Source organism: Bacteroides mucinivorans, assembly GCF_034654355.2.
GTDB lineage: Bacteria > Bacteroidota > Bacteroidia > Bacteroidales > Bacteroidaceae > Bacteroides > Bacteroides nordii.
The window spans coordinates 445,502-466,145 of the sequence record NZ_CP178179.1; the positions used below are offsets into that span (position 1 = coordinate 445,502).

A 20,644-nucleotide genomic window follows, 5' to 3' on the forward strand; every position below is an offset into this window, starting at 1 on the left:
ACAGTGCATACGAATTCATATTAAATTGATAATATCCAAATTGAAAAAATAAAGAGTTATTATGAGAAAGGTAATTTCCTTTTGTTTGTTGATCTGCTTTGTCGCTTCTTTGGCTTCTGCCAAAGTGGTATGGACGATTGGTCGTGGAGATAATTCCGGAGCCGATTTGGCGATGGGACCCTCTGAATATAAAAAATTCCTGGCAAATGATTTCGGGTATGAAGATCGTTATTATATCATCGGTACTTCAGTGGCTAAAAAGGATTTTCCTTATGTATTACCCGGCCCCGACGATACGTGGGGAGGAACATGGCATACTTCCGGTTGGAGAACGCATGAAACGAATATTTTATTTAATGTTGCAAAATTGCCGAAGAAAGGTGAATTTAAATTGATTGTCGACTTGGTAGATGCTAATCCGACCCGTTCACTAGTGAAAGTAACAGTAAATTCAGTAGAGAGAAAATTTGAGATAAAAGGCCACTCTAAAGAAGTACTTGAAGGCGATATGAAAGAAGCGAAAGAACAAATATTGGAGTTTCCCGTTAAAGCCACCGACTTGAAGGAAGGAGGGAATACTGTTAAGATTTCGATACTTGAGGGCGGCTGGATTGTATTCGATCAGATTCGCCTGGAAGGGAACAGTGATATATTGGGTGAAAATAATGAATTTGCTTTCCTGCGTAATGTATCATCTGCTACTTATGAAATAGAACAGAATGGAGTAAAATTTCAGCCTTTGTTAGTAGATGTAGAACATCTGAAAGGGCAACCGGAATTAATGGTAAAACTTGATGGAGTAGAAATCTTTACAGCCTTGTTGGATACTGCACGTTATATTTTTGAAGTTCCGATGCCTGCTGTCAAAAAGAATAAAAAGAGTGAGTATCAGGTTTTTGCGAATAATCAGTTGCTGGAGAAAGGTTCTGTAATTCGCTCTCCTCAAACTTTACAAACTTTTGCTGACTATGTAGATACGAAAATAGGTACGGCACATTCGCGTTGGATGATTGCTCCCGGTCCTTGGATGCCGTTTAGTATGGTAAAATTGAGTCCTGATAATCAAAATGGAGGTTGGCAAGCTGGTTATCAGCCTACATTCGAAACATTAGGTTGTTTCAGTCATATTCATGAATGGACAATGGGCGGGCTTGGAATAATGCCTACGAATGGTAAACTGTTTACGCAAGTAGGTGATCAGTTCCGGCCGGATGAGGGATATCGTTCGCGTATTGATAAAAAAAGTGAAGAAGCTCCTTTGGGCTATTATAAAGTATTTCTTACTGATACGGAAATTCTAGCAGAAGTAACCGCTACGGAAAGAGCTAGTTTTCAGAAGTATACTTTTCCGAAAGACCGGGATGGACGTGTTATGATAGATTTGCATATTCAGGCGGAATATGATTATAAACTTTCGGACGTTGAAGTAGAACAAGTAAGCGATTACAGAATTGAAGGATATTGCCATCAATATTCTCCTGGTGTATGGAGTAATGATGCTGATCAGGATTATGTGGTGAATTTTGTGATAGAGTTCGACGCTCCTATCAAGAAAATAGGCGGATGGAAAAATACACAACTCGTAGATTCGAATTGTATTTCTGGAAAAGATTTGAAAGATGCCGGTTTATATGTAGAGTTTGATACACGGACACATCCGGTAGTTCAGCTTCGTACTGGTATTTCGTTTGTCAGTATAGCTAATGCGTCAGAAAATCTGCAAAAAGAGATTACCGACCGCTTTGATTGGGATTTTAATGCTGTTGTGCAGAATCAGAAGAAAGTATGGAATGACATTCTGGACCGTTTAACTATAACAACGAATGATCGTATTGAAAAAGTACGTTTCTATACAAATATGTACAGGGCACTTTGTCGTAATCTTTTTAGTGATATAAACGGTGAATGGATGTCTCCTGATGAAAAAGTGCGTAAGTTTACTAATCCGGAACATGCTGCTTTAGGATGTGATGCTTTTTGGAATTCGTTTTGGAACTTGAATCCATTCTGGAATCTTGTAACTCCGGAATGGAGTTCTAAGTGGGTGAACTCGCAACTGGCGATGTATGATTCAAACGGTTGGCTGGCCAAAGGTCCTGCCGGAATGGAGTATATCCCGGTGATGGTGGCTGAACATGAGATTCCTCTGATTGTAGCGGCATATCAGATGGGAATCCGTGATTTTGATTCGGAGAAAGCTTTCGAGGCTATGAAGAAGATGCAGACCACTCCTGCCACGCATGTTGCAGGTGGGTTTGCCGGGAATCGTGATTTGATTCCTTATCTCCAGTATAAATATGTACCTATTGAAAAAGGACGTTTCTCAAATACCTTAGAATACTCATATGATGATTGGACGGTTGGACAAATGGCTAAAGCATTGGGTAAATATACGGAGTATGATACTTTTAACGAACGTGGTTACTGGTGGAAAAATGCCATTAATCCCGAGAATGGGTTTGCGCATATGCGTGATACTGCCGGTAACTTTATATCTGACTTTGATCCGTTTCAATCGGGGCGTGATCATCATTATGTGGAAGGTAATTCTTGGCAGTTGAGTTTCTTTGTTCCTCAAGATGTTCCAGCTCTGATTAATATGTTAGGTGAGAAAAAATTTGTTGATCGTCTGAACTGGGGATTTGAAGCAAGTGAACCTTGGAGATACAATGCTCCGAATGATCAGTATTGGGATTATCCGGTAGTGCAAGGTAACCAGCAATCTATGCACTTTGCTTTCTTGTTTAATTGGGCAAATAAACCTTGGTTAACTCAGAAATGGTCTCGTTCTATCATCGATAACTATTATGGTTCCGGTATTGCCAATGCATATTTGGGCGATGAAGACCAGGGGCAAATGAGTTCATGGTTTGTGATGGCTACATTAGGGCTCTTCCAAACTGATGGAGGATGCCGTGTTGATCCCATTTACGAGATAACCAGTCCTCTTTATGAAAAAGTAGTAATCGACTTGGGCGAGCGCTATAATCGTGGCAAAACTTTTACAATTGAAGCCCGTAATGTATCCAGGAGTAATAAATATATTCAAAGTGCTACTTTGAACGGAAAAGAATTGGAACAATTTTATTTTCCGGCCTCAGAACTACTCAAGGGGGGAGAGTTAATTCTGGAAATGGGAGACAAACCAAATACTTCCTGGGGAGTAATTGAACCCTGTAAAAAATAAATGATATGATTATCCGCTTGTAGATTATTATTTGGCCTTCTAATAATGAGTTAAATTTTAATGAATCTATCAATTAATAAATAAATGATGAAGAAATTGATTTATATGCTGCTTGCTTTTTTCTGTTCGTTGTCGTTAAGTGCGGCTGGAACTGAAAATATTATTCCATTTGTCAGCGTGTCTGCTAGTAACTCGGATGGTATCATGCTGTCTGGCAATTTGGTGAACTTTTCGGGTATGTCGGAGAAATCTTTGGATGCTACGCATGACGATGCTGCCGATGGCTCTACCATGTGGTGTAGTCGGTCGGGAGTGTTGGGAGATGTGAAGCTGACATTCGATTTAAAGAAATCCTATCGTTTGCAGGGATTGTATATCTGGAATTTCAACCGACCCGGCAATTTGAACAAGGGGGTGAAGAATATGCGAATAGAATATTCCGATGACTATACCAATTGGACAGAATTGGCTGCTCCCGAAAATCCCGGTTACGTGGTTGATGCAAACTATCCGTTCCAGTTAGCACAGGCCTCCGGAATTGACGGACTGAATGCTACCAATCTGAATGATGGAAAGAATACTCCGATCCGTCTATCGGGTATTCAGGCTCGTTATGTACGTCTTCAGATTGCTAAAACTATTGGTAATGGTAATTGGGGAGGTAATGCTTTCGGATTGAGTGAGGTTTTGTTTACAACTGATGAGGAGGTCAGTGATGCTTTGAATGTTACAGTCGATTTCGGGAAAATAAATAATACTTGCGGTAATATGTTATTTGGTGGATGCCAGAACCCTTCTTTACCCCATTCGCGTAAGATATTGCCTCAGTTGACAGAGGCCGGGTTCAATTGTATTCGTTGTGATATGTGGCTTGAGAAAATTTTGCCTTCCAATATAACTTATCAAGACTATATTAATAATGTAAATGATGTGCAGAATCCGGATACCTGGGACTTCTCGGACCTGGAACTGGCTGTTCGTGCCAAGAAGAGCGGGATGAAAGTAATGATGATTATTGCTTATTGTCCGGGATGGTTAGCATACAACGGAACCAGTAAAGGGGTACCGATGGATTTGGATGTTTATGCAGATATTGTTCGTAAAGTATATAGCCGTTACTACAAATATATAGACTGGGTAGAGGTCTATAATGAGCCGGGTTATTTCATGACGATTGATAAGAGCCCGTATGCATCGGCAGGAGCAGCTTTGGCGGATATTTATATGACTTGTGTAAAAGTAGTAAGGGAGATTACTCCCGATATGCCGATGGGAGGAACTTCTGTTGTGACTCATTCGGATGGTGGAGTCGGTGGCAGTACGAATCGTGATTTTTTTGCCGACATACGTATTAATAAGGATAACTTCAATTTCTATTCTCATCATGTATATGGCGATTATGGCATTCCTACAGAGCAAGAGACTGTAACAAGGGTAAAGGGACAGTTGGCAAAATTCGGCTATGGTGATTTACCGGTTTATTTCACAGAATGGAGTACATCTATTAGCAATGCTGCGGATTCGGTAACTTATATCGGAACAAAATCACATCTGTTTGTCGGGAATTGTTTGGTAAACTGGATGCGCGACGGTCTGGCGGGAGCTATGCATTGGAACTATTTACAGGCAATTGCAGAAAACGGAACGACTGAACAAGGCATTTCAGCAGATGCACACGGGCTTTATGCATGGGATGTACGCAATAAAAAAGGAAGATTACTGCCTAAAGCGTATGTATTCAGATTATTGTCGAAAACACTTGGACTCGGTATAGGTGAAAATCGGGTTGTGGAGACTGATTATACAGAAGCTGAGGAGTACTTGAATGTGGTTTCATTAATTAATAATAATGGTGAGGCCTGTACGGTTATAGTCAATAAATATCAGTATCCTGTTAAGATTGCTCTTTTTTCGGAAGCGGACTATTCAAAGATTGAAAAATATACGGTGACTTATACGGAAAGAGGAATGAATGGTGCAGAAACCGCTTTTTCTAATAAAAAAAGCCTCATAATACTGGCGCCAAACTCGGTGACAGGTATAAAATATATAAAATAAGCCGGTTGTTACCAATTAGCGAGTGAATGTTACTAGCGTGAATCCCGCTTTTTAGACTCCTCGCTAACTTGCGGTCGTTTTCAAAACAGATTGTATAACTTTAAATAACTTTATCATGAAAAGGAAAATTATTACTTTATGTACGGCAGTGTTTGCATTGGGGGTTAATGCACAAATTTCTACTCCTCTGTGGGAGGACTTTGAAGGTAGTTCTTTAGTATTAGAGAATATTTCTTATGAAGGAACGGGAGAAGAGAGGATAGGTGTTGAAGATAATCCTCAGAAGAACAGTATTAATAAATCGGAAAAGTGTTATGCGATTACTGCTACCAACCAGCATGATTGGTGGCATAAAGTAAATATGTTACCGGCCGAAGGCGTGTATTTCAAACCTGCGTCGGATAAGCACGTTTATCTTCATTTTAAAATGTATCGCACAAGAATCGGGGGGGCAAGTGAAATACATATATATGACGAAAGCGGTGTTAATCAGTTACATCAATTGATGTTCAACAATACAAAGGCAAACTCCTGGGAGGATATTGTAATTGATTTGTCGGAGTATTTGAAGAATGCTAAAGGTATTGGGAAGATAATGATACAGCCGGAGTTACAATGGGGTGGTCCGGGAGCTGTACCCGAAACAAAGTATTTATTTGATGATTTCCAATTGTTGGATACCTTCTATCCGGATGGAGCAAATAAACTTGAAATTACTGACATTGTGAACTTCGATGACCCTGATATGACAGCTACGAATTTGTTGGATTGGACTCTGTTTGATCCGAATGCTTCTTGTTCGATAGTAGATAATCCGGCTTCAGAATCTGTAAATCTGACTAAGAAAGCGTTGTGCTATAATAAACCTGCTTCTGCTACATGGTGGCATGCTTTGCAATTGCCGATTAATGGTTATGTTAAGGCATCTTATCCGAATACAAATCTTCACATTATGATGTATACGGGTGGACAAACAGTCAGAGTTATTGTTAAGGATCATATGGGTAATCAGGCTAGATCTGAATATATGCCTTATGATGCAAATGCTTGGGAAGATTTTGTTATGGATATATCCGAACTGAAAGGTGAATCGATTGCTGCTATCGAATTTCTATTCGGATTCAATGGCGAAGATAATTGGGATAATCCTGCCGGTAAGTTCTATATCGATGAAATCGTGTTGAATGATGAATTTGATGGACGTGAAGAGGTCTCAACCGGCTTGCAGAATGTGAATGATACTGAAACAGCGGTAAGGATTTATTCGGTAGATGGAACTATTTATGCAAAAGGTAACGGTTTAAACAAGGTAAATGTATATTCGGTGGATGGAATAGCGGTTGGTGAGAAAATCGGAGATATAAATGAAGCTTCTGTTATATTGCCCCGTGGCATGTATGTAGTGAAAGCACAGACTGTAAATGGTGATGTAGTGACACGAAAGATTGTAAATGAATAATATAGGTTAATCAATAGGTATTATACTCCCTGATGCATTAATGTGGAAATATTTATGTATCGGGGAGTTATTGTTTGTTTTAAAATATAGGAGAGAATGAAGATTATATATATTGTATTATGTATGCTTGGTATATCTGCATCTGCACAGCAGAAAGAGTATGAAAATCCTCGTATAACCGGGATAAACAGAGAAGACGGACGTGCTACGTTTTGGTATTATTCGGATAGAAATGAAGCATTGAGAGGGGGATATGAGAATGCTCCGGATAATATATTGCTGAATGGTAAATGGAAATTCCATTTTTGCGACAAACCTACCGAACGTTTGGCTGACTTTTATCAGATGGACTTTGATGTGTCTCAGTGGGATGATATTGATGTACCAGGTAGTTGGCCTTTACAAGGGTATGATAAACCTTTGTATATGAATCATCCTTACGAATTTAATTATGTGAATCCTTATCCGTATCGTGTTCCTACGGAATGGAATCCTGTAGGAGCATTCCGGCGTACAATTCATGTACCTTTGGCATGGAAGAACAAACGTGTGGTACTTCATTTGGGAGCTGTCAAGTCTGCTTTTTATATTTGGGTGAATGGGCAAAAGGTTGGGTATTCTCAGGATTCTAAGATGCAGGCGGAGTTTGATGTAACTTCTTACATACAATATGGGAAAGAGAATGTGATAGCTCTTGAAGTCTATCGCTTTTCCATTGGTTCTTATTTGGAATGCCAGGACTTTTGGCGATTGGCGGGTATAAAAAGAGATGTATGGTTATATGCTACATCTCCGGTGTTTCTAAAAGATTTCTTTGTTATAGGAGATTTGGATAAACAATACAAGAACGGTCTGTTGGAATTGAACTATACGCTAAAAAATACTCAGGCACGGAAAACCTCGGTTAATGTCTCTTTCTCTTTAGTTAATAAAGAGAATAAAGAAGTCTGGGGAGAAAAACAAACCATTACCTTGTCCGGATTGAAAGAACAAAATATGAATTTGGAAAAGGTAATTGAGAACTGTACACACTGGACTGCTGAAACACCGTATTTATATACATTATTAATTGGGATAGAGGAGATAGATGGTAAAACCACGTATAGCTCATGTAAAGTAGGATTTCGTAAAGTCGAAATAAAGAATGCACAGCTTTTGGTAAATGGGGTTCCTATCTATATAAAAGGAGCTAACCGACATGAACATCATCCTAAATATGGACATTATATTCCTCGTGAAACAATGGAGAAGGATATTGAGTTGATGAAACAATTTAATATCAATGCGATTCGTACCTGTCATTATCCGTGCGATCCCTATTTCTATGAGCTGTGTGATAAATATGGGATATATGTAGTTGATGAGGCTAATATTGAATCGCATGGCTTGGGAGCGGCTTTACAGAATGTAATAGATCCTCAAAAACACATAGCCTGTGATCCCGAATGGACAGATATTCATTTGGATCGTATGAATCGTATGTTTCAGAGAGATAAAAACCATCCTTCAGTTATTATCTGGTCTATGGGTAATGAATGTGGTGACGGCCTCAATTTTATCGAAGGTTATAAAATGCTGAAAACACTTGATAAGAGTCGGTTGGTACAGTTTGAGCAGGCAGGGACTTTACCGCATACGGATATTTATTGTCCCATGTATATGAAAGGAGAGATTATGAAGAACTATGCCTTGTCGCCCGATACTCGTATGCCTCTCATTCAATGTGAGTATGCACATTCTATGGGTAATAGTCTTGGGAATTTTCAGGATTACTGGGATCTGATAGAGACTTATCCGGTGTTACAAGGTGGTTTTGTATGGGATTTTGTAGATCAGGGAATGGATGCGTATCGTAATGGGGTACATTACTATGAGTACGGAGGTGGATTTGGTCAGGAAAAGATTCGTAATGATGGGGCATTTTGTATTAATGGATTGTTTTCTCCGGATAGAAAACCTAATCCCCATGCGTATGAGGCTAGGAAAGTTTTACAAAGCTTGCGCGTACGGCGTAGTAAATTGGGAGAGAAGATGTTTGAAGTGACAAATACGTTTTCATTTACCAATGCTGATAAATATCAGTTGGTGTGGAATGTTTTGCAGGATGGGAACGTAGTAGAAAGTGGTAGTATACCGTTTGCATTAACGCCTCGCGCAACTGGCTTGTTGACTATACCCTATCAAACGATTCTTTCTGATCAATATGAATACTTTTTGAATGTCGAATTCAAGCAAAAGGAAGCAGACGGTTTGTTGCCTAAGGGTTGGACAGTCGCTTATGATCAGATTCCATTGAACCGTTCGGCTAAAAAAATGACCGTTGATACGCTAAGCCAAACATTGACTTATTGGGAGAATGATACTGTGATCGGTATAAAAGGAGAACGTGGGCTGAATTTGCTTTTTGATAAACAAAAAGGTGGATTGAAATCTTTGCAATATGAGAATTTTGACTATCTGAAATCTTCCCTTCTACCCGATTTTTGGCGTGTTAATACAGATAATGATGACTGGGATAGTGAGAACAATGTCTGGAAAGATGCAGCTTCTAAAATGAAAGTATTACAGGTTACAGCAGAACCTGTTGCTGCTGTGTCTAAGAGAATAAAGCAATATGGTCAGATAAAGGTACATATTAAAACTCAATTTACTGTTTCGGATAAACCCCAGCACACTATTTTCTTTGATACGGATTACACAGTGTATGCTGATGGTACGATACGAGTAGATAACTATTTTACACCGAATTATTATAATGGAGAATCCAATATGTCCATTCCCCGGATAGGACAGGTTGCCAATATAAATTCAGAACTTTCATTGGCACAATGGTATGGACGTGGTCCTTGGGAGAACTATTCGGATCGTAAAACTGCTGCATTAGTAGGAAGATATGAGATACCGGTTTATGAACTTCCTTATAACTATATCCGTCCGCAAGAGAATGGGTATCGTACAGATGTTCGTTGGTTGCAATTAAAGAGTCCCAATGGACATGTTTTGAAAGTAACAGGTGAACCAATATTCTGTTTTAATATTCAGTTTACGGGACAGAACGGATATTTTACTAAAGAAGGTACACGGATGCGTTCGTCAGTAGATATGGTAGAAGAGAAAGATTATTATCTGAATATTGATTATGCACAAAAAGGAGTAGGCGGTGATAATTCTTGGGGAAAGCCTGTACATTCCGAATATTTGGTTCTGTTGAGATATCATGCTTATAGCTTTTGGCTACAACCGGAGTTGTTATCTTTTTAAGGTTATCACCCTTTCAGCGCATAAGAAGTCTTTTATTGGATAGCTATTTTCTGTAAGTTTCTATTCCAGTATTATAAAGTCTCAGCCTTATTATAAAAAAGAAGAGGAGAAAGCTATCATAACTTTCTCCTCTTCTTTTTTATATAAGTTGTCTGTTATTATTCTACAGCAACAGTCGCAGTTTCTGCCGTTTCTTTCTTTTTACTCATCATTGTATAGGCAATAGGAGAAGCAATGAACAGAGAAGACAGTGTACCGATAACAACACCCAGAATCATTGCGAATGCGAAGCTGCGGATAGAGTCACCGCCCAGGATGAAGATACACAGCAACACGATCAATGTACTCAATGAAGTATTAATAGTACGGGCCAATGTTGTATTCAGTGAGTCATTGAACAGCAAACGTTTGTTACGTTTCGGATACAAATTGAAGAACTCACGCACACGGTCAAAGATTACCACCTTATCATTGATAGAGTAACCGATAGCTGTCAGGATAGCACCAATAAATGTCTGGTCAATTTCCAGTGAGAACGGAACCAATCCCCACAACAGCGAATAAGCACCGATAATCATCACAGTATCGCATGTCAATGCTACCACAGAACCCACACTATAAGCAATATTGCGGAAGCGAAGCAGGATATACAGACCGATAGCAATCAGAGCCAGAACAACAGACCAGATAGCAGATGTTTTGATATCGTCTGCAATACTCGGACCTACCTTTTGTGAACTGACAATACTACCACCTGTATGGTTGTCACGGTCAATGAAAGTTGCTAATGAAATGTTTTGAGTTAACAATGGTTTCAGTGTTTCGTACAGATATGCCTCAATCTCAGAATCTACATTATTACCTTCTTCTTCGATGCGGTAGTTAGTACTGATACGAACGGTTTTCTTGTCAGTACCGATAGAGATTACACTTACATTGGCATCACCGAATTTACTTGCAATCAATTCACGTACCTGTTCCGGTTCTACTTGTTGTTCAAACTGCACCTTGAAGTTACGTCCACCGGTGAAGTCGATACTCTGACTCAAACCACGGATTGCGAATGAAGCAATACATACCAGAATGATAACACCTGTGATTATGAAGTAACGTTTATTGTTCTTCATGAAGTCGAAATGAGTATTTACCAGCAGATTCTTAGAGATTGCAGAGGTAAATGTCAGATTCAACAACTTGTCTTTATTCATGAAGTGTTCGTAAACGATACGAGTCATGAATACTGCTGTAAAGAATGAGCAGAGGATACCGATAATCAAGGTAGTGGCAAAACCACGGATAGGACCTGTACCAAAGTTAAACAGGATAATACCGGTGATGATTGAAGTTAAGTTGGAGTCGAAAATTGCAGAGAATGCATTTGAGTAACCATCGGCTAATGCTTTCTTTACACCTTTACCACTACGCAACTCTTCTTTCGTACGTTCATAGATAAGTACGTTTGCATCTACTGCCATACCGAGTGAAAGCACCATACCGGCAATACCCGACATTGTCAGTGCTGCCTGGAAGGATGAAAGAATACCCAGCGTGAAGAAGAAATTGAGGAACAATGCACCATTAGCAATCATGCCCGGGATAAATCCGTACATAGCACACATGTAAATCATTAGCAGGATAAGTGCCACAACGAATGAGAATACACCTGCGTTGATAGATTCCTGACCTAATGACGGACCTACGATATCTTCCTGTACAATGTGTGCAGGAGCAGGCATCTTACCTGACTTCAAAACGTTTGCTAAGTCTTTTGATTGTTCCGGAGTAAAGTTACCTGTGATGATTGAGTTACCACCTGTGATTTCTGTACTTACGTTCGGAGCAGAGTATACATAATTATCAAGTACGATAGCAATGGAACGTCCAATATTTTGCTTGGTCAATTGTGCCCAACGGCGTGCACCGTCAGAGTTCATAGACATGCTTACAGACGGTTTACCGTGTTGATCGTAATCGTCTTTTGCATCTGTTACTACATCACCTTCAAGTGGAGCTTTGCCATTACGTTCTGTAGATTTGATAGCATACAATTCGAAAATTTGTCCTTTCGGAGCGAAGTCAGCTGCAGCAACACCCCATTTTAAGCGCAAGTCTTTGGGAAGTTCAGCCATTACTTCTTTCATGGAGAGGTATCTGTTTATCTCAGCAGTGTCTTTATGATTGGCGTAACCAATGATAGGACCCTGACCGCTTGTATTCAACTGCAAAATAGCCAACAATGGATGCTCTTTCTTGATTTGCTCCATGTTGCTGGAAGCTTCTTGCTTGTCACCTTTCAGTGTGGCCTTAATACTGTCAGTAACGCTAATGGCTTTTGCAGGAGCTGCTTCTGCTACAACTTCTTCTGTAACGGTTGTGGTAGTATCGGTTACTACAGAGCTTGCCAAAACATTACGTATTCTGCTGTCTACAGCTTCCATAACAGGCAATACTTCTTTGGCTGTATATGTTTCCCAAAATTCCAGGTTGGCAGAACCTTGAAGAAGTTTTCTCACACGTTCCGGCTCTTTGATACCCGGAAGTTCTACCATGATGCGTCCCATTTTATCTTCGAGGCTTTGGATATTGGGTTGAACCACACCAAAACGGTCGATACGGGTACGGAGTACGTTATAAGAGTTCTCTACGGCTGCTTTTACCTCAGAACGTAATACTTTCTCTACTTCAGCATCAGATGATTTCTGGTTAACTTTGTCTTTCAACTGTTGTGTCGCGAAAAGTTCAGAAAGTTTGGCGTCCGGTGCTATTCTGCGATATTCCTTAACGAATAGGGTGATCACATCGTCCTGGCTGTTGACAGCTTGTTTGGCAGCAGTTGCCAATGCCTGATTGAAGTTTTCATCAGGTTTGTTGTCAGCCAGTGCTTTAATAACATCAGGTACCGATACTTCAAGGATGACGTTCATACCACCTTTAAGGTCCAGACCTAAACTAATCTCCATTTCACGACATTGTTTCAGCGTGTAATTCCACTTCCATATTTTCCAGACTGGCTCATTAGCGAGAGAGTCCAGGTATTCTTGTTCTACTTTAGCATTGCCATTCGCTACTTCTTTTGCCTTATTAGTATAGTGGCGGGTAACGAAGGAAAAAGAGAGGTAGAACACGCATACCAGCGTGAGAAGTACCGCAAAAACTTTTACAAATCCTTTGTTTTGCATTTTACTTTTAATTTATTATGATTACTTTTTAATTTAATTCTGTCGCATATAAGGCTGCAAATATAGTTTTTTTTTCACATTCAGTGGTAATTAGGAGTCAAATATTTGAGGTTTAGGGCACATTTTGCTCCTAATGTAGAAATTTATCCGGGAGAAACAAAATATCCCCGGAGGATTCTGAATTACCTCAGGGGATATTAAAGTTTACTTGAAGTTAAAAAAGCTCAGTATTCAGCTTGTTATTTTTAACCTTAGATTATTTTTCATTACTTCATACCTCTGTTTTTCAACATCGGTTCCAGTTGTGGCTCTGTTCCGCGGAAGTTTTTATAGAGTACCATCGGATCTTCACTGTTTCCTTTTTCAAGTACGTTGTGGCGGAACAAATTAGCTGTTGTTTTATCAAAGATACCATTCTCTTTGAAGGCTTCAAAGGCATCATTGTCCAAAACGTTGGCCCAGAGGTAACTATAGTAACCAGCGGCATATCCGCCAATGATGTGGTTGAAATACGTTGTGCGATAACGTGGTGCTATTTCAGGAATAAGTCCGAGCTTATCCATTGCTTCTTTTTCATAGGAAATTACATCCAGATTCTTTACATCAGTAAGGTTGTGAAGATTCATGTCTAAGATAGCAGCTGCGAGTAATTCTGTTGTCATGAATCCCTGGTTGAAGGTCTTTTGTTTCAGAATCTTGTCGATGATTGAATCAGGAATGATTTCGCCGGTTTGGTAATGTTTTGCATACATCTTCAGTACTTCTGGTTCGGTAGCCCAGTGTTCATTGATTTGTGAAGGAAGTTCTACAAAATCGCGTACAACATTGGTTCCTGAGATACCTTGGTAATTACATTTGGTCAGTAGGCCATGAAGCCCGTGTCCGAATTCATGAAAGAGTGTTTCTACTTCGTCCATGGTAAGCAATGATGGGGTATTACCTACAGGTTTAGTGAAGCTGGCAACATTACAAACCAGTGGACGGATGTCCCCTTTTTGTTCGCGATAATTACTCATCCATGCACCACCGCTCTTTCCGGGACGGGGATAATAGTCTACATAGAAGATACCCAGTTGGGAGCCATCTGCGTCTTTTACTTCAAATACTTCCACATCGGGATGATATACAGGAATATTTGATAATTTGGTCAGAGTGATGCCATATAGCTTATTAGCTACTGCGAAAGCACCTTCACGTACATTTTCCAGTTTGAAATAAGGTTTGGTTTCTTCTTCATCCAGGTTGTATTTTTCTTTGCGGAGTTTTTCGGTATAATACCACCAGTCCCAAGGCGCTAACTTTTCACCTTTACCTTCTTTATCCATTAGCTTTTGCAATTCAGCAGCTTCTGCTTTAGCTTTAGGGAGCGAATAGCTCCATAAGTTATTGAGGAAGTCCATAACAGTGGCTGAATTTTTAGCCATTGTATTATCCAGAACGAAGTTTGAATAACAGTCAAAACCGAGTAAATTGGCTTTTTCAAGACGGAGGCTAACTATTTTGGTAATTATCTCTTTGTTGTCGTTTTTGTCATTGTTATTGCCACGGTTTATATAGGCTTGGTATATTTTCTCACGAAGTGGGCGATTTTCTGAATATTGGAGAAAAGGCAGGCGGCTGGCATTGTGTAATGTAAACAACCATTTTCCTTCTTGTCCGGCAGTTTTTGCCTCTTCGGCTGCACTTTGGCGGAACCATTCGGGTAAGCCGGCAAGATCTTCTTCCTTATCTACGAATAACTGGAAGGTATTATTCTCATTCAGGATATTGTTGCTGAATGTGATGCCAAGAGTAGAAAGTTCCTTATTGACTTCGCGTAAGCGCGCTTGTTTCTCAGCAGAAAGATTAGCTCCTGACCGTACAAAGCTTTTATAGGTTTTGTCCAGCAGGCGTTCTTGCTCTGTAGTGAGATGCAGGTCGTTCTTTTGTTGATATACGTTATTTACTTTTGCGAATAGCTCTTGGTTGAGGGAAATGTTATCACTATGTTCAGAGAGTACCGGAGCCATTTTTATAGATAATTCGGTCAGTTCATCTGTTGTTTCTGCATCGGTCATATTGAAAAAGATAGCACTGACACGATCCAGAATAGGCGAACTGTTATCCAGCGCTACAATTGTGTTTTCAAATGTAGGCGCTTCCGGATTTTCGATAATGGCTTTGATATTTTGATTTTGCTCTTCTATTCCTTTCAGAAAAGCGGGTTCGTAATGTTCCAGTTTGATTTTATCGAAAGCCGGAACACCATACTCGGTTTGAAACTCGGTAAAGAACGGATTATTATCCGTTTTTGTAGCACAGGAGTACATCATACAACTTGCAGCTAAAATGATTACTGTTTTCTTTATTTCCATAGGTATTGCTATTGGGTATTGTCATTCGTTTCATTGGTTATGGATTTATCGTTTGGTGATGTAACACCAGATGGGATAATGATCAGAATCTTTGATAGAACGGTCTACTGTGCAGTTATAGGCTTTTAGATTCTTACTGATAAGAATATTGTCTATCCTGAAATAGAATTTATTCTGATTATAAGAGATGCCCAATCCTTGTCCGGATTCGGTGAAGGCATCGTCCAGATTTTCTGCGATAACCCGGTGAGTATAAGAGATAGCAGTGTCATTAAAGTCGCCACATACGATGATATACGGATGGCGAGATTTGGCTATTTCGGCTGCAATGACGTCCGCCTGTTTAGAACGGATAGCAGATGCTTCTGCCAGTTTACCAACCAGATGGCGGGTGCCGCTTTTCACTTTATGGGCGTTTGGGTCTTTCAGCATTTCTTCATATACAACTTTGTCTTCCTTGGTCAGTTTGTTCGATTCCAGATGGTTGTTAATGAGGGTGATTGTATCTCCGTTAACTTTCAATTCATAAATTGCAGAACCATTATAACTACTTTCATATTGCAGTTCTCGTGCTGAAAGGATAGGATATTTTGAATAGATGGCTATCCGGTTATTGCTGATTTCTTTACCTACACGTTGAATATGCCGGTAAGGATAAGCTTTCATACCCTTTTCTACTTCTTTTGCATTCAGGTGTATCTTGGCTGTTGAAGAAACATTGTGCTCTTGCAGGCAAACGATATCGGCATTATTGGCGCGGATATATTCGAGTACAGGGTTTTTGCCATTCTCTTTTTCCATGTTTCCAAAAGACATGATATTGTAGGAAAGTATTTTAATACTCCCTTCGGGAATATCTGATGTATGGATATTAATAGGGAAATACGTCCGGATCTGAGGATAGCAGAAGGCAAAGCCGAGAATGGGCAGAAGTGCAAACTTGTAACGCACCATCAGCCAAAAGATGAGAAAACAGAGGTTGATGACCAGAAATATGGGAAAAGTGAGTCCCATACACGACTCAACCGGATGCACCACAGGGTGAATATACGGACTATAAGCTGTTAATAAAAGAATCCCGACAAAGAATGCGTTGACAGCTAAAATCAGATAAGTGAAGACTTTTCCGATGTGTTTCATGCTTTATTTTTTGCTTGCATCAAAAAGACTTTTTTTCTCTGCGGTAGTGAGACTCTCGTATCCTGATTTCTTTAATTTATCGAGTATACGGTCTACTTCGTCCGACTGAGCTTTTTTGCGGGCATTGTAGTCGTAGTCTTGTTCACGGCTGTAATTGCCATAGTGAACCTTCATCTTGGGCTTACGCTTCCAGGTCTTTTTATCGAACAAAGAAGAAATGCCATCCAATATTTTATTAATCCAGGCTGTAATATCTGTACCTTTGCTAAGGCTGGCAGCAAACCAAAGTCCGGCCAATGCTCCGCCCAGGTGAGCGATATGTCCGCCTGCATTACTGGAAGTGATAAACAGCAAGTCTGTGAGTACTACGATCAGAGCTAAATATTTTAAGCGGATAGTACCGAAGAGAAAAAGGCGTACCGGGTAGTTAGGTTCCCGATAAGCAGTTGCCACTACGATCGCAAGTACGGAGGCAGAAGCTCCCACTAAAGTTGATATTTCTACCATTGGGTAGAAGTAGGGGAAAATATTGTAGGAAATCATGTATAACAATCCACCGCAGATTCCTCCCAGAATATACAGTCCGCGCAAATGCTTTCCCGAGAAAAAGTAGAGGAACAATTGTCCGAACCAGTAGAGCCAAAGCATATTGAACAGGATATGCATGAAACCTGCATGCATAAACATATACGTAAACAAGGACCAGGGCTGGAAGATAAACCGGGTGAAGGAAGCCGGAAGTGCCAGCAGTTCAAATATACCGTCTGCACTCCTATTAAAAAGTAACAGAAAGATATTAATCAATGTAGTTGCTACAAAAACTCCTACGTTGATGTATATCAGTTGGATAAAGACGTTTCCTCTTCGGAAAGCTTCTTTTAAATCAGCTATAATATGTGCCATGATCGTTATTCTTTTTTCTCCAGTACATAATCAGAATAAATCCGAATATCATTCCTCCCAAATGGGCAAAATGTGCTACGTTATCATTGGGGTTATTGGCGAATCCCGAGTACAGCTCAATTAGAGCATATCCGATGACAAAGTATTTGGCTTTGATGGGGAACGGAAGTGGGAAGATAAACAATTGCTGATTTGGAAATAGCATTCCGAATGCAAGCAGAATTGCATATACGGCTCCCGAAGCTCCTACGGTATTCATCATGTTCAGATACTCACTCATCGGTATGGTCCCGCTAATGGTTTGAACCATAGTATATCCGGATAATACGGTTTTATATTCAACAAATTGTATAATCTCCTGTATAAGTCCTGCCCCGATACCACAAGCAATATAGTAAAAGAGAAAACGTTTGGGACCCCACACTTGTTCGAGGATACGACCGAACATCCACACGGCAAACATGTTAAAAAAGAGATGTGTGAATCCTCCGTGCATGAACATATAGGTGATTAACTGTGCAGGGTTAAAACTGTCGGCCATGAAGAAATGCAAACCCAGATAATCCGCGAGATCTATACCATAACTTTGAGCTACGATGGTTCCTAAATAAAGCAGTACATTGATAATTATCAGGTTTTTAGTAATTGTAGGCATCATATGTTTGAATTTCTTTTTATGCTAAATAATTAAGTAATGGTCGCAAAAGTACGAATAAATTCTGTTTTAAAACAGAAAAAGTGGTCGCTATTAGTTCTTTTTCAGCAAATTGCTGTGTTTTTTGGATGTTTTTATTTGATATATTGTTTTGTTACTCTATATTTGTGAGGAATTTACGTCTATCTTTTGTGTAACATATATATTAATTAATCATTTACGAATTATGAATAAGGCTGAACTTATTAATGCTATCGCAGCAGAGTCGGGCTTGAGCAAAGCAGATTCTAAAAAAGCACTTGAGGCTTTTGTGTCTTCAGTAACGAATGCTCTGAAGGGTGGTGACAAAGTTTCTTTGGTTGGTTTTGGAACTTTTGCAGTGACTGAAAGAGCTGAAAGAACCGGTATTAATCCATCTACGAAACAGGCTATCACTATCCCGGCAAAGAAAGTTGCTAAGTTTAAAGCAGGTGCAGAATTGTCTGAAGCTGTTGAATAAGCTATATAGTTGAAAGATTTACAAAAAAGGAGGCGTGCTAACGCCTCCTTTTTTGTATCTTTGCGCGCAGAAAAAAAATGTAACCTATGAATATAGAGAATAAACTTGTGGATTCCGTAATAAACGGACTGAAAGCCCTTTACGGTCAGGAGATATCTGCCGCACAGGTGCAGTTGCAGAAAACTAAAAAAGAATTTGAAGGACATCTGACCCTGGTTGTGTTCCCTTTTCTGCGTATGTCGAAGAAAGGACCGGAGCAGACTGCACAGGAAATCGGTGAGTATTTGCAGGCCAATGAGCCGGCAGTAGCTGCTTTTAATGTGATTAAAGGTTTCCTGAACTTGACTATTGCCTCTTCTGCATGGATTGAACTGTTGAATGTGATTCATGCCGATGAACAATACGGAATCACTGCCGCAGATGATAATTCTCCGTTAGTAATGATTGAGTACTCTTCTCCTAACACCAATAAACCGCTTCACTTGGGTCATGTACGTAATAACCTGTTGGGTAATGCACTTGCCAATATTGTGATGGCGAACGGCAACAAGGTGGTAAAAACCAATATTGTGAATGATCGCGGTATTCATATCTGTAAGTCTATGCTGGCATGGAAACTTTATGGCAACGGTGAGACTCCTGAGTCGTCCGGGAAGAAAGGAGACCATCTGGTAGGTGACTATTACGTCTCTTTTGATAAGCATTATAAGGCTGAAGTGGCTGAGCTCATGAAAGGTGGTATGACAAAGGAAGAGGCCGAAGCTGCTTCTCCGTTGATGAATGAAGCCCGTGAAATGCTGGTGAAGTGGGAAGCCGGTGATCCGGAGGTACGCGCCTTGTGGACAATGATGAATAACTGGGTATATGCCGGGTTTGATGAAACTTATCGTAAGATGGGAGTTAGCTTTGACAAGATATACTATGAGTCTAATACATATCTCGAGGGAAAAGAAAAAGTCATGGAAGGACTGGAGAAAGGCTTTTTCTACAAGAAGGAAGACGGTTCGGTGTGGGCCGACCTGACGGGTGAAGGACTTGACCATAAACTCTTGCTTCGTGCGGATGGTACTTCTGTTTATATGACTCAGGATATCGGTACAGCCAAGCTTCGTTTTGCCGACTATCCTATTGATAAGATGATTTATGTGGTAGGTAACGAACAGAATTATCATTTCCAGGTACTTTCTATTCTACTTGATAAGTTGGGATTTGAATGGGGTAAGAGCCTTGTGCATTTCTCTTATGGTATGGTTGAACTACCTGAGGGTAAAATGAAATCCCGTGAAGGAACCGTTGTCGATGCGGATGATCTGATGGAGGAGATGATTGCTACAGCAAAAGAGACCTCGCAGGAACTTGGGAAACTGGACGGACTGACAAAAGAAGAAGCAGATGATATCGCCCGTATTGTAGGTTTAGGTGCATTGAAGTACTTTATTCTTAAAGTAGATGCACGTAAAAATATGACTTTCAACCCGAAAGAGTCTATTGACTTTAATGGGAATACAGGTCCGTTCATTCAGTATACATATGCACGTATTCAGTCGGTACTCCGCAAGGCTGCCGAGAGTGGTATTGTTATACCTGCGCAACTTCCTTCAGGCATCGAATTAAGTGAAAAAGAAGAAGGACTTATTCAGATGGTAGCCGACTTTGCTGCTGTTGTAGCACAGGCCGGAACGGATTATAGCCCATCTGTTATTGCCAACTATACATATGATTTGGTGAAAGAATATAACCAGTTCTATCACGACTTTAGTATCTTGCGTGAAGAGAACGAGGCGGTAAAAGTATTCCGTGTCGCTTTATCTGCCAATGTGGCTAAGGTTGTTCGTCTTGGCATGGGATTGCTGGGAATTGAGGTTCCTGCAAGAATGTAAGGATTTCAGTGAACAAAACAGAGCGTGCGGGAGTTCTTTAGTTGAATCATATACTAAAGAACTCCCGCA

The 20,644-nt window shown here is 40.1% G+C and carries 11 protein-coding genes; 6 read left to right on the top strand and 5 right to left on the bottom strand.

The window, feature by feature from the left end:
- Positions 1-61: 61 nt before the first annotated feature.
- The 4 genes from VCM39_RS01450 (at position 62) to VCM39_RS01465 (ending at position 9,965) form a co-directional block, all read left to right on the top strand.
- Positions 62-3,187, top strand: a complete 3,126-nt coding sequence (locus tag VCM39_RS01450) for a GH92 family glycosyl hydrolase (protein WP_322932446.1) — start codon at positions 62-64, stop codon at positions 3,185-3,187.
- Positions 3,188-3,271: 84 nt separating this feature from the next.
- Entirely contained in the window at positions 3,272-5,245 is a 1,974-nt protein-coding gene (locus VCM39_RS01455; protein ID WP_255585436.1) for a discoidin domain-containing protein, read from the top strand.
- Between the two features lie 115 nt (positions 5,246-5,360).
- Positions 5,361-6,704 carry a T9SS C-terminal target domain-containing protein gene (locus VCM39_RS01460; RefSeq protein ID WP_289293588.1) on the top strand — a complete coding sequence of 448 codons (1,344 nt, stop codon included), beginning with the start codon at positions 5,361-5,363 and terminating at the stop codon, positions 6,702-6,704.
- A 96-nt stretch (positions 6,705-6,800) separates the two neighbouring features.
- Positions 6,801-9,965, top strand: a complete 3,165-nt coding sequence (locus VCM39_RS01465) for a glycoside hydrolase family 2 TIM barrel-domain containing protein (RefSeq protein WP_221649127.1) — start codon at positions 6,801-6,803, stop codon at positions 9,963-9,965.
- A 158-nt stretch (positions 9,966-10,123) separates the two neighbouring features.
- Here VCM39_RS01465 and secDF read toward each other — a convergent pair whose 3' ends face one another.
- The 5 genes from secDF to VCM39_RS01490 all read right to left on the bottom strand — a co-directional run bounded on the left by secDF (position 10,124) and on the right by VCM39_RS01490 (position 18,196).
- Positions 10,124-13,144 (bottom strand): protein translocase subunit SecDF, encoded by a 3,021-nt coding sequence (gene secDF / locus VCM39_RS01470; RefSeq protein WP_321029097.1) that lies wholly within the window; start codon positions 13,142-13,144, stop codon positions 10,124-10,126.
- A gap of 266 nt (positions 13,145-13,410) precedes the next feature.
- Positions 13,411-15,498 (bottom strand): M3 family metallopeptidase, encoded by a 2,088-nt coding sequence (locus VCM39_RS01475; RefSeq protein WP_322932447.1) that lies wholly within the window; start codon positions 15,496-15,498, stop codon positions 13,411-13,413.
- Positions 15,499-15,543: 45 nt separating this feature from the next.
- Complete coding sequence (locus VCM39_RS01480; protein WP_122202061.1) at positions 15,544-16,638, bottom strand: endonuclease/exonuclease/phosphatase family protein; 1,095 nt, start codon at positions 16,636-16,638, stop codon at positions 15,544-15,546.
- A gap of 3 nt (positions 16,639-16,641) precedes the next feature.
- Positions 16,642-17,541 carry a rhomboid family protein gene (locus VCM39_RS01485; RefSeq protein WP_122202060.1) on the bottom strand — a complete coding sequence of 300 codons (900 nt, stop codon included), beginning with the start codon at positions 17,539-17,541 and terminating at the stop codon, positions 16,642-16,644.
- Complete coding sequence (locus VCM39_RS01490; RefSeq protein ID WP_323673958.1) at positions 17,522-18,196, bottom strand: rhomboid family intramembrane serine protease; 675 nt, start codon at positions 18,194-18,196, stop codon at positions 17,522-17,524. Before VCM39_RS01490 ends, VCM39_RS01485 begins: the two co-directional genes overlap by 20 nt.
- A 226-nt stretch (positions 18,197-18,422) precedes the next feature.
- On the opposite strand from VCM39_RS01490, the gene VCM39_RS01495 reads away from it, so the two are divergent.
- Complete coding sequence (locus tag VCM39_RS01495; protein ID WP_221649131.1) at positions 18,423-18,695, top strand: HU family DNA-binding protein; 273 nt, start codon at positions 18,423-18,425, stop codon at positions 18,693-18,695.
- Between the two features lie 86 nt (positions 18,696-18,781).
- Positions 18,782-20,575: an arginine--tRNA ligase gene (argS, locus tag VCM39_RS01500; RefSeq protein ID WP_221649132.1), complete on the top strand. Its 1,794-nt coding sequence runs from the start codon at positions 18,782-18,784 to the stop codon at positions 20,573-20,575.
- The last annotated feature ends 69 nt before the right edge of the window (positions 20,576-20,644 follow it).

Coding starts and splice junctions, on each gene's coding strand:
- VCM39_RS01490 (WP_323673958.1), bottom strand. CDS start 18,196: ATGCCTACAATTACTAAAAACCTGATAATTATCAATGTACTGCTTTAT.
- secDF (WP_321029097.1), bottom strand. CDS start 13,144: ATGCAAAACAAAGGATTTGTAAAAGTTTTTGCGGTACTTCTCACGCTG.
- VCM39_RS01480 (WP_122202061.1), bottom strand. CDS start 16,638: ATGAAACACATCGGAAAAGTCTTCACTTATCTGATTTTAGCTGTCAAC.
- argS (WP_221649132.1), top strand. CDS start 18,782: ATGAATATAGAGAATAAACTTGTGGATTCCGTAATAAACGGACTGAAA.
- VCM39_RS01495 (WP_221649131.1), top strand. CDS start 18,423: ATGAATAAGGCTGAACTTATTAATGCTATCGCAGCAGAGTCGGGCTTG.
- VCM39_RS01450 (WP_322932446.1), top strand. CDS start 62: ATGAGAAAGGTAATTTCCTTTTGTTTGTTGATCTGCTTTGTCGCTTCT.
- VCM39_RS01475 (WP_322932447.1), bottom strand. CDS start 15,498: ATGGAAATAAAGAAAACAGTAATCATTTTAGCTGCAAGTTGTATGATG.
- VCM39_RS01460 (WP_289293588.1), top strand. CDS start 5,361: ATGAAAAGGAAAATTATTACTTTATGTACGGCAGTGTTTGCATTGGGG.
- VCM39_RS01485 (WP_122202060.1), bottom strand. CDS start 17,541: ATGGCACATATTATAGCTGATTTAAAAGAAGCTTTCCGAAGAGGAAAC.
- VCM39_RS01465 (WP_221649127.1), top strand. CDS start 6,801: ATGAAGATTATATATATTGTATTATGTATGCTTGGTATATCTGCATCT.
- VCM39_RS01455 (WP_255585436.1), top strand. CDS start 3,272: ATGATGAAGAAATTGATTTATATGCTGCTTGCTTTTTTCTGTTCGTTG.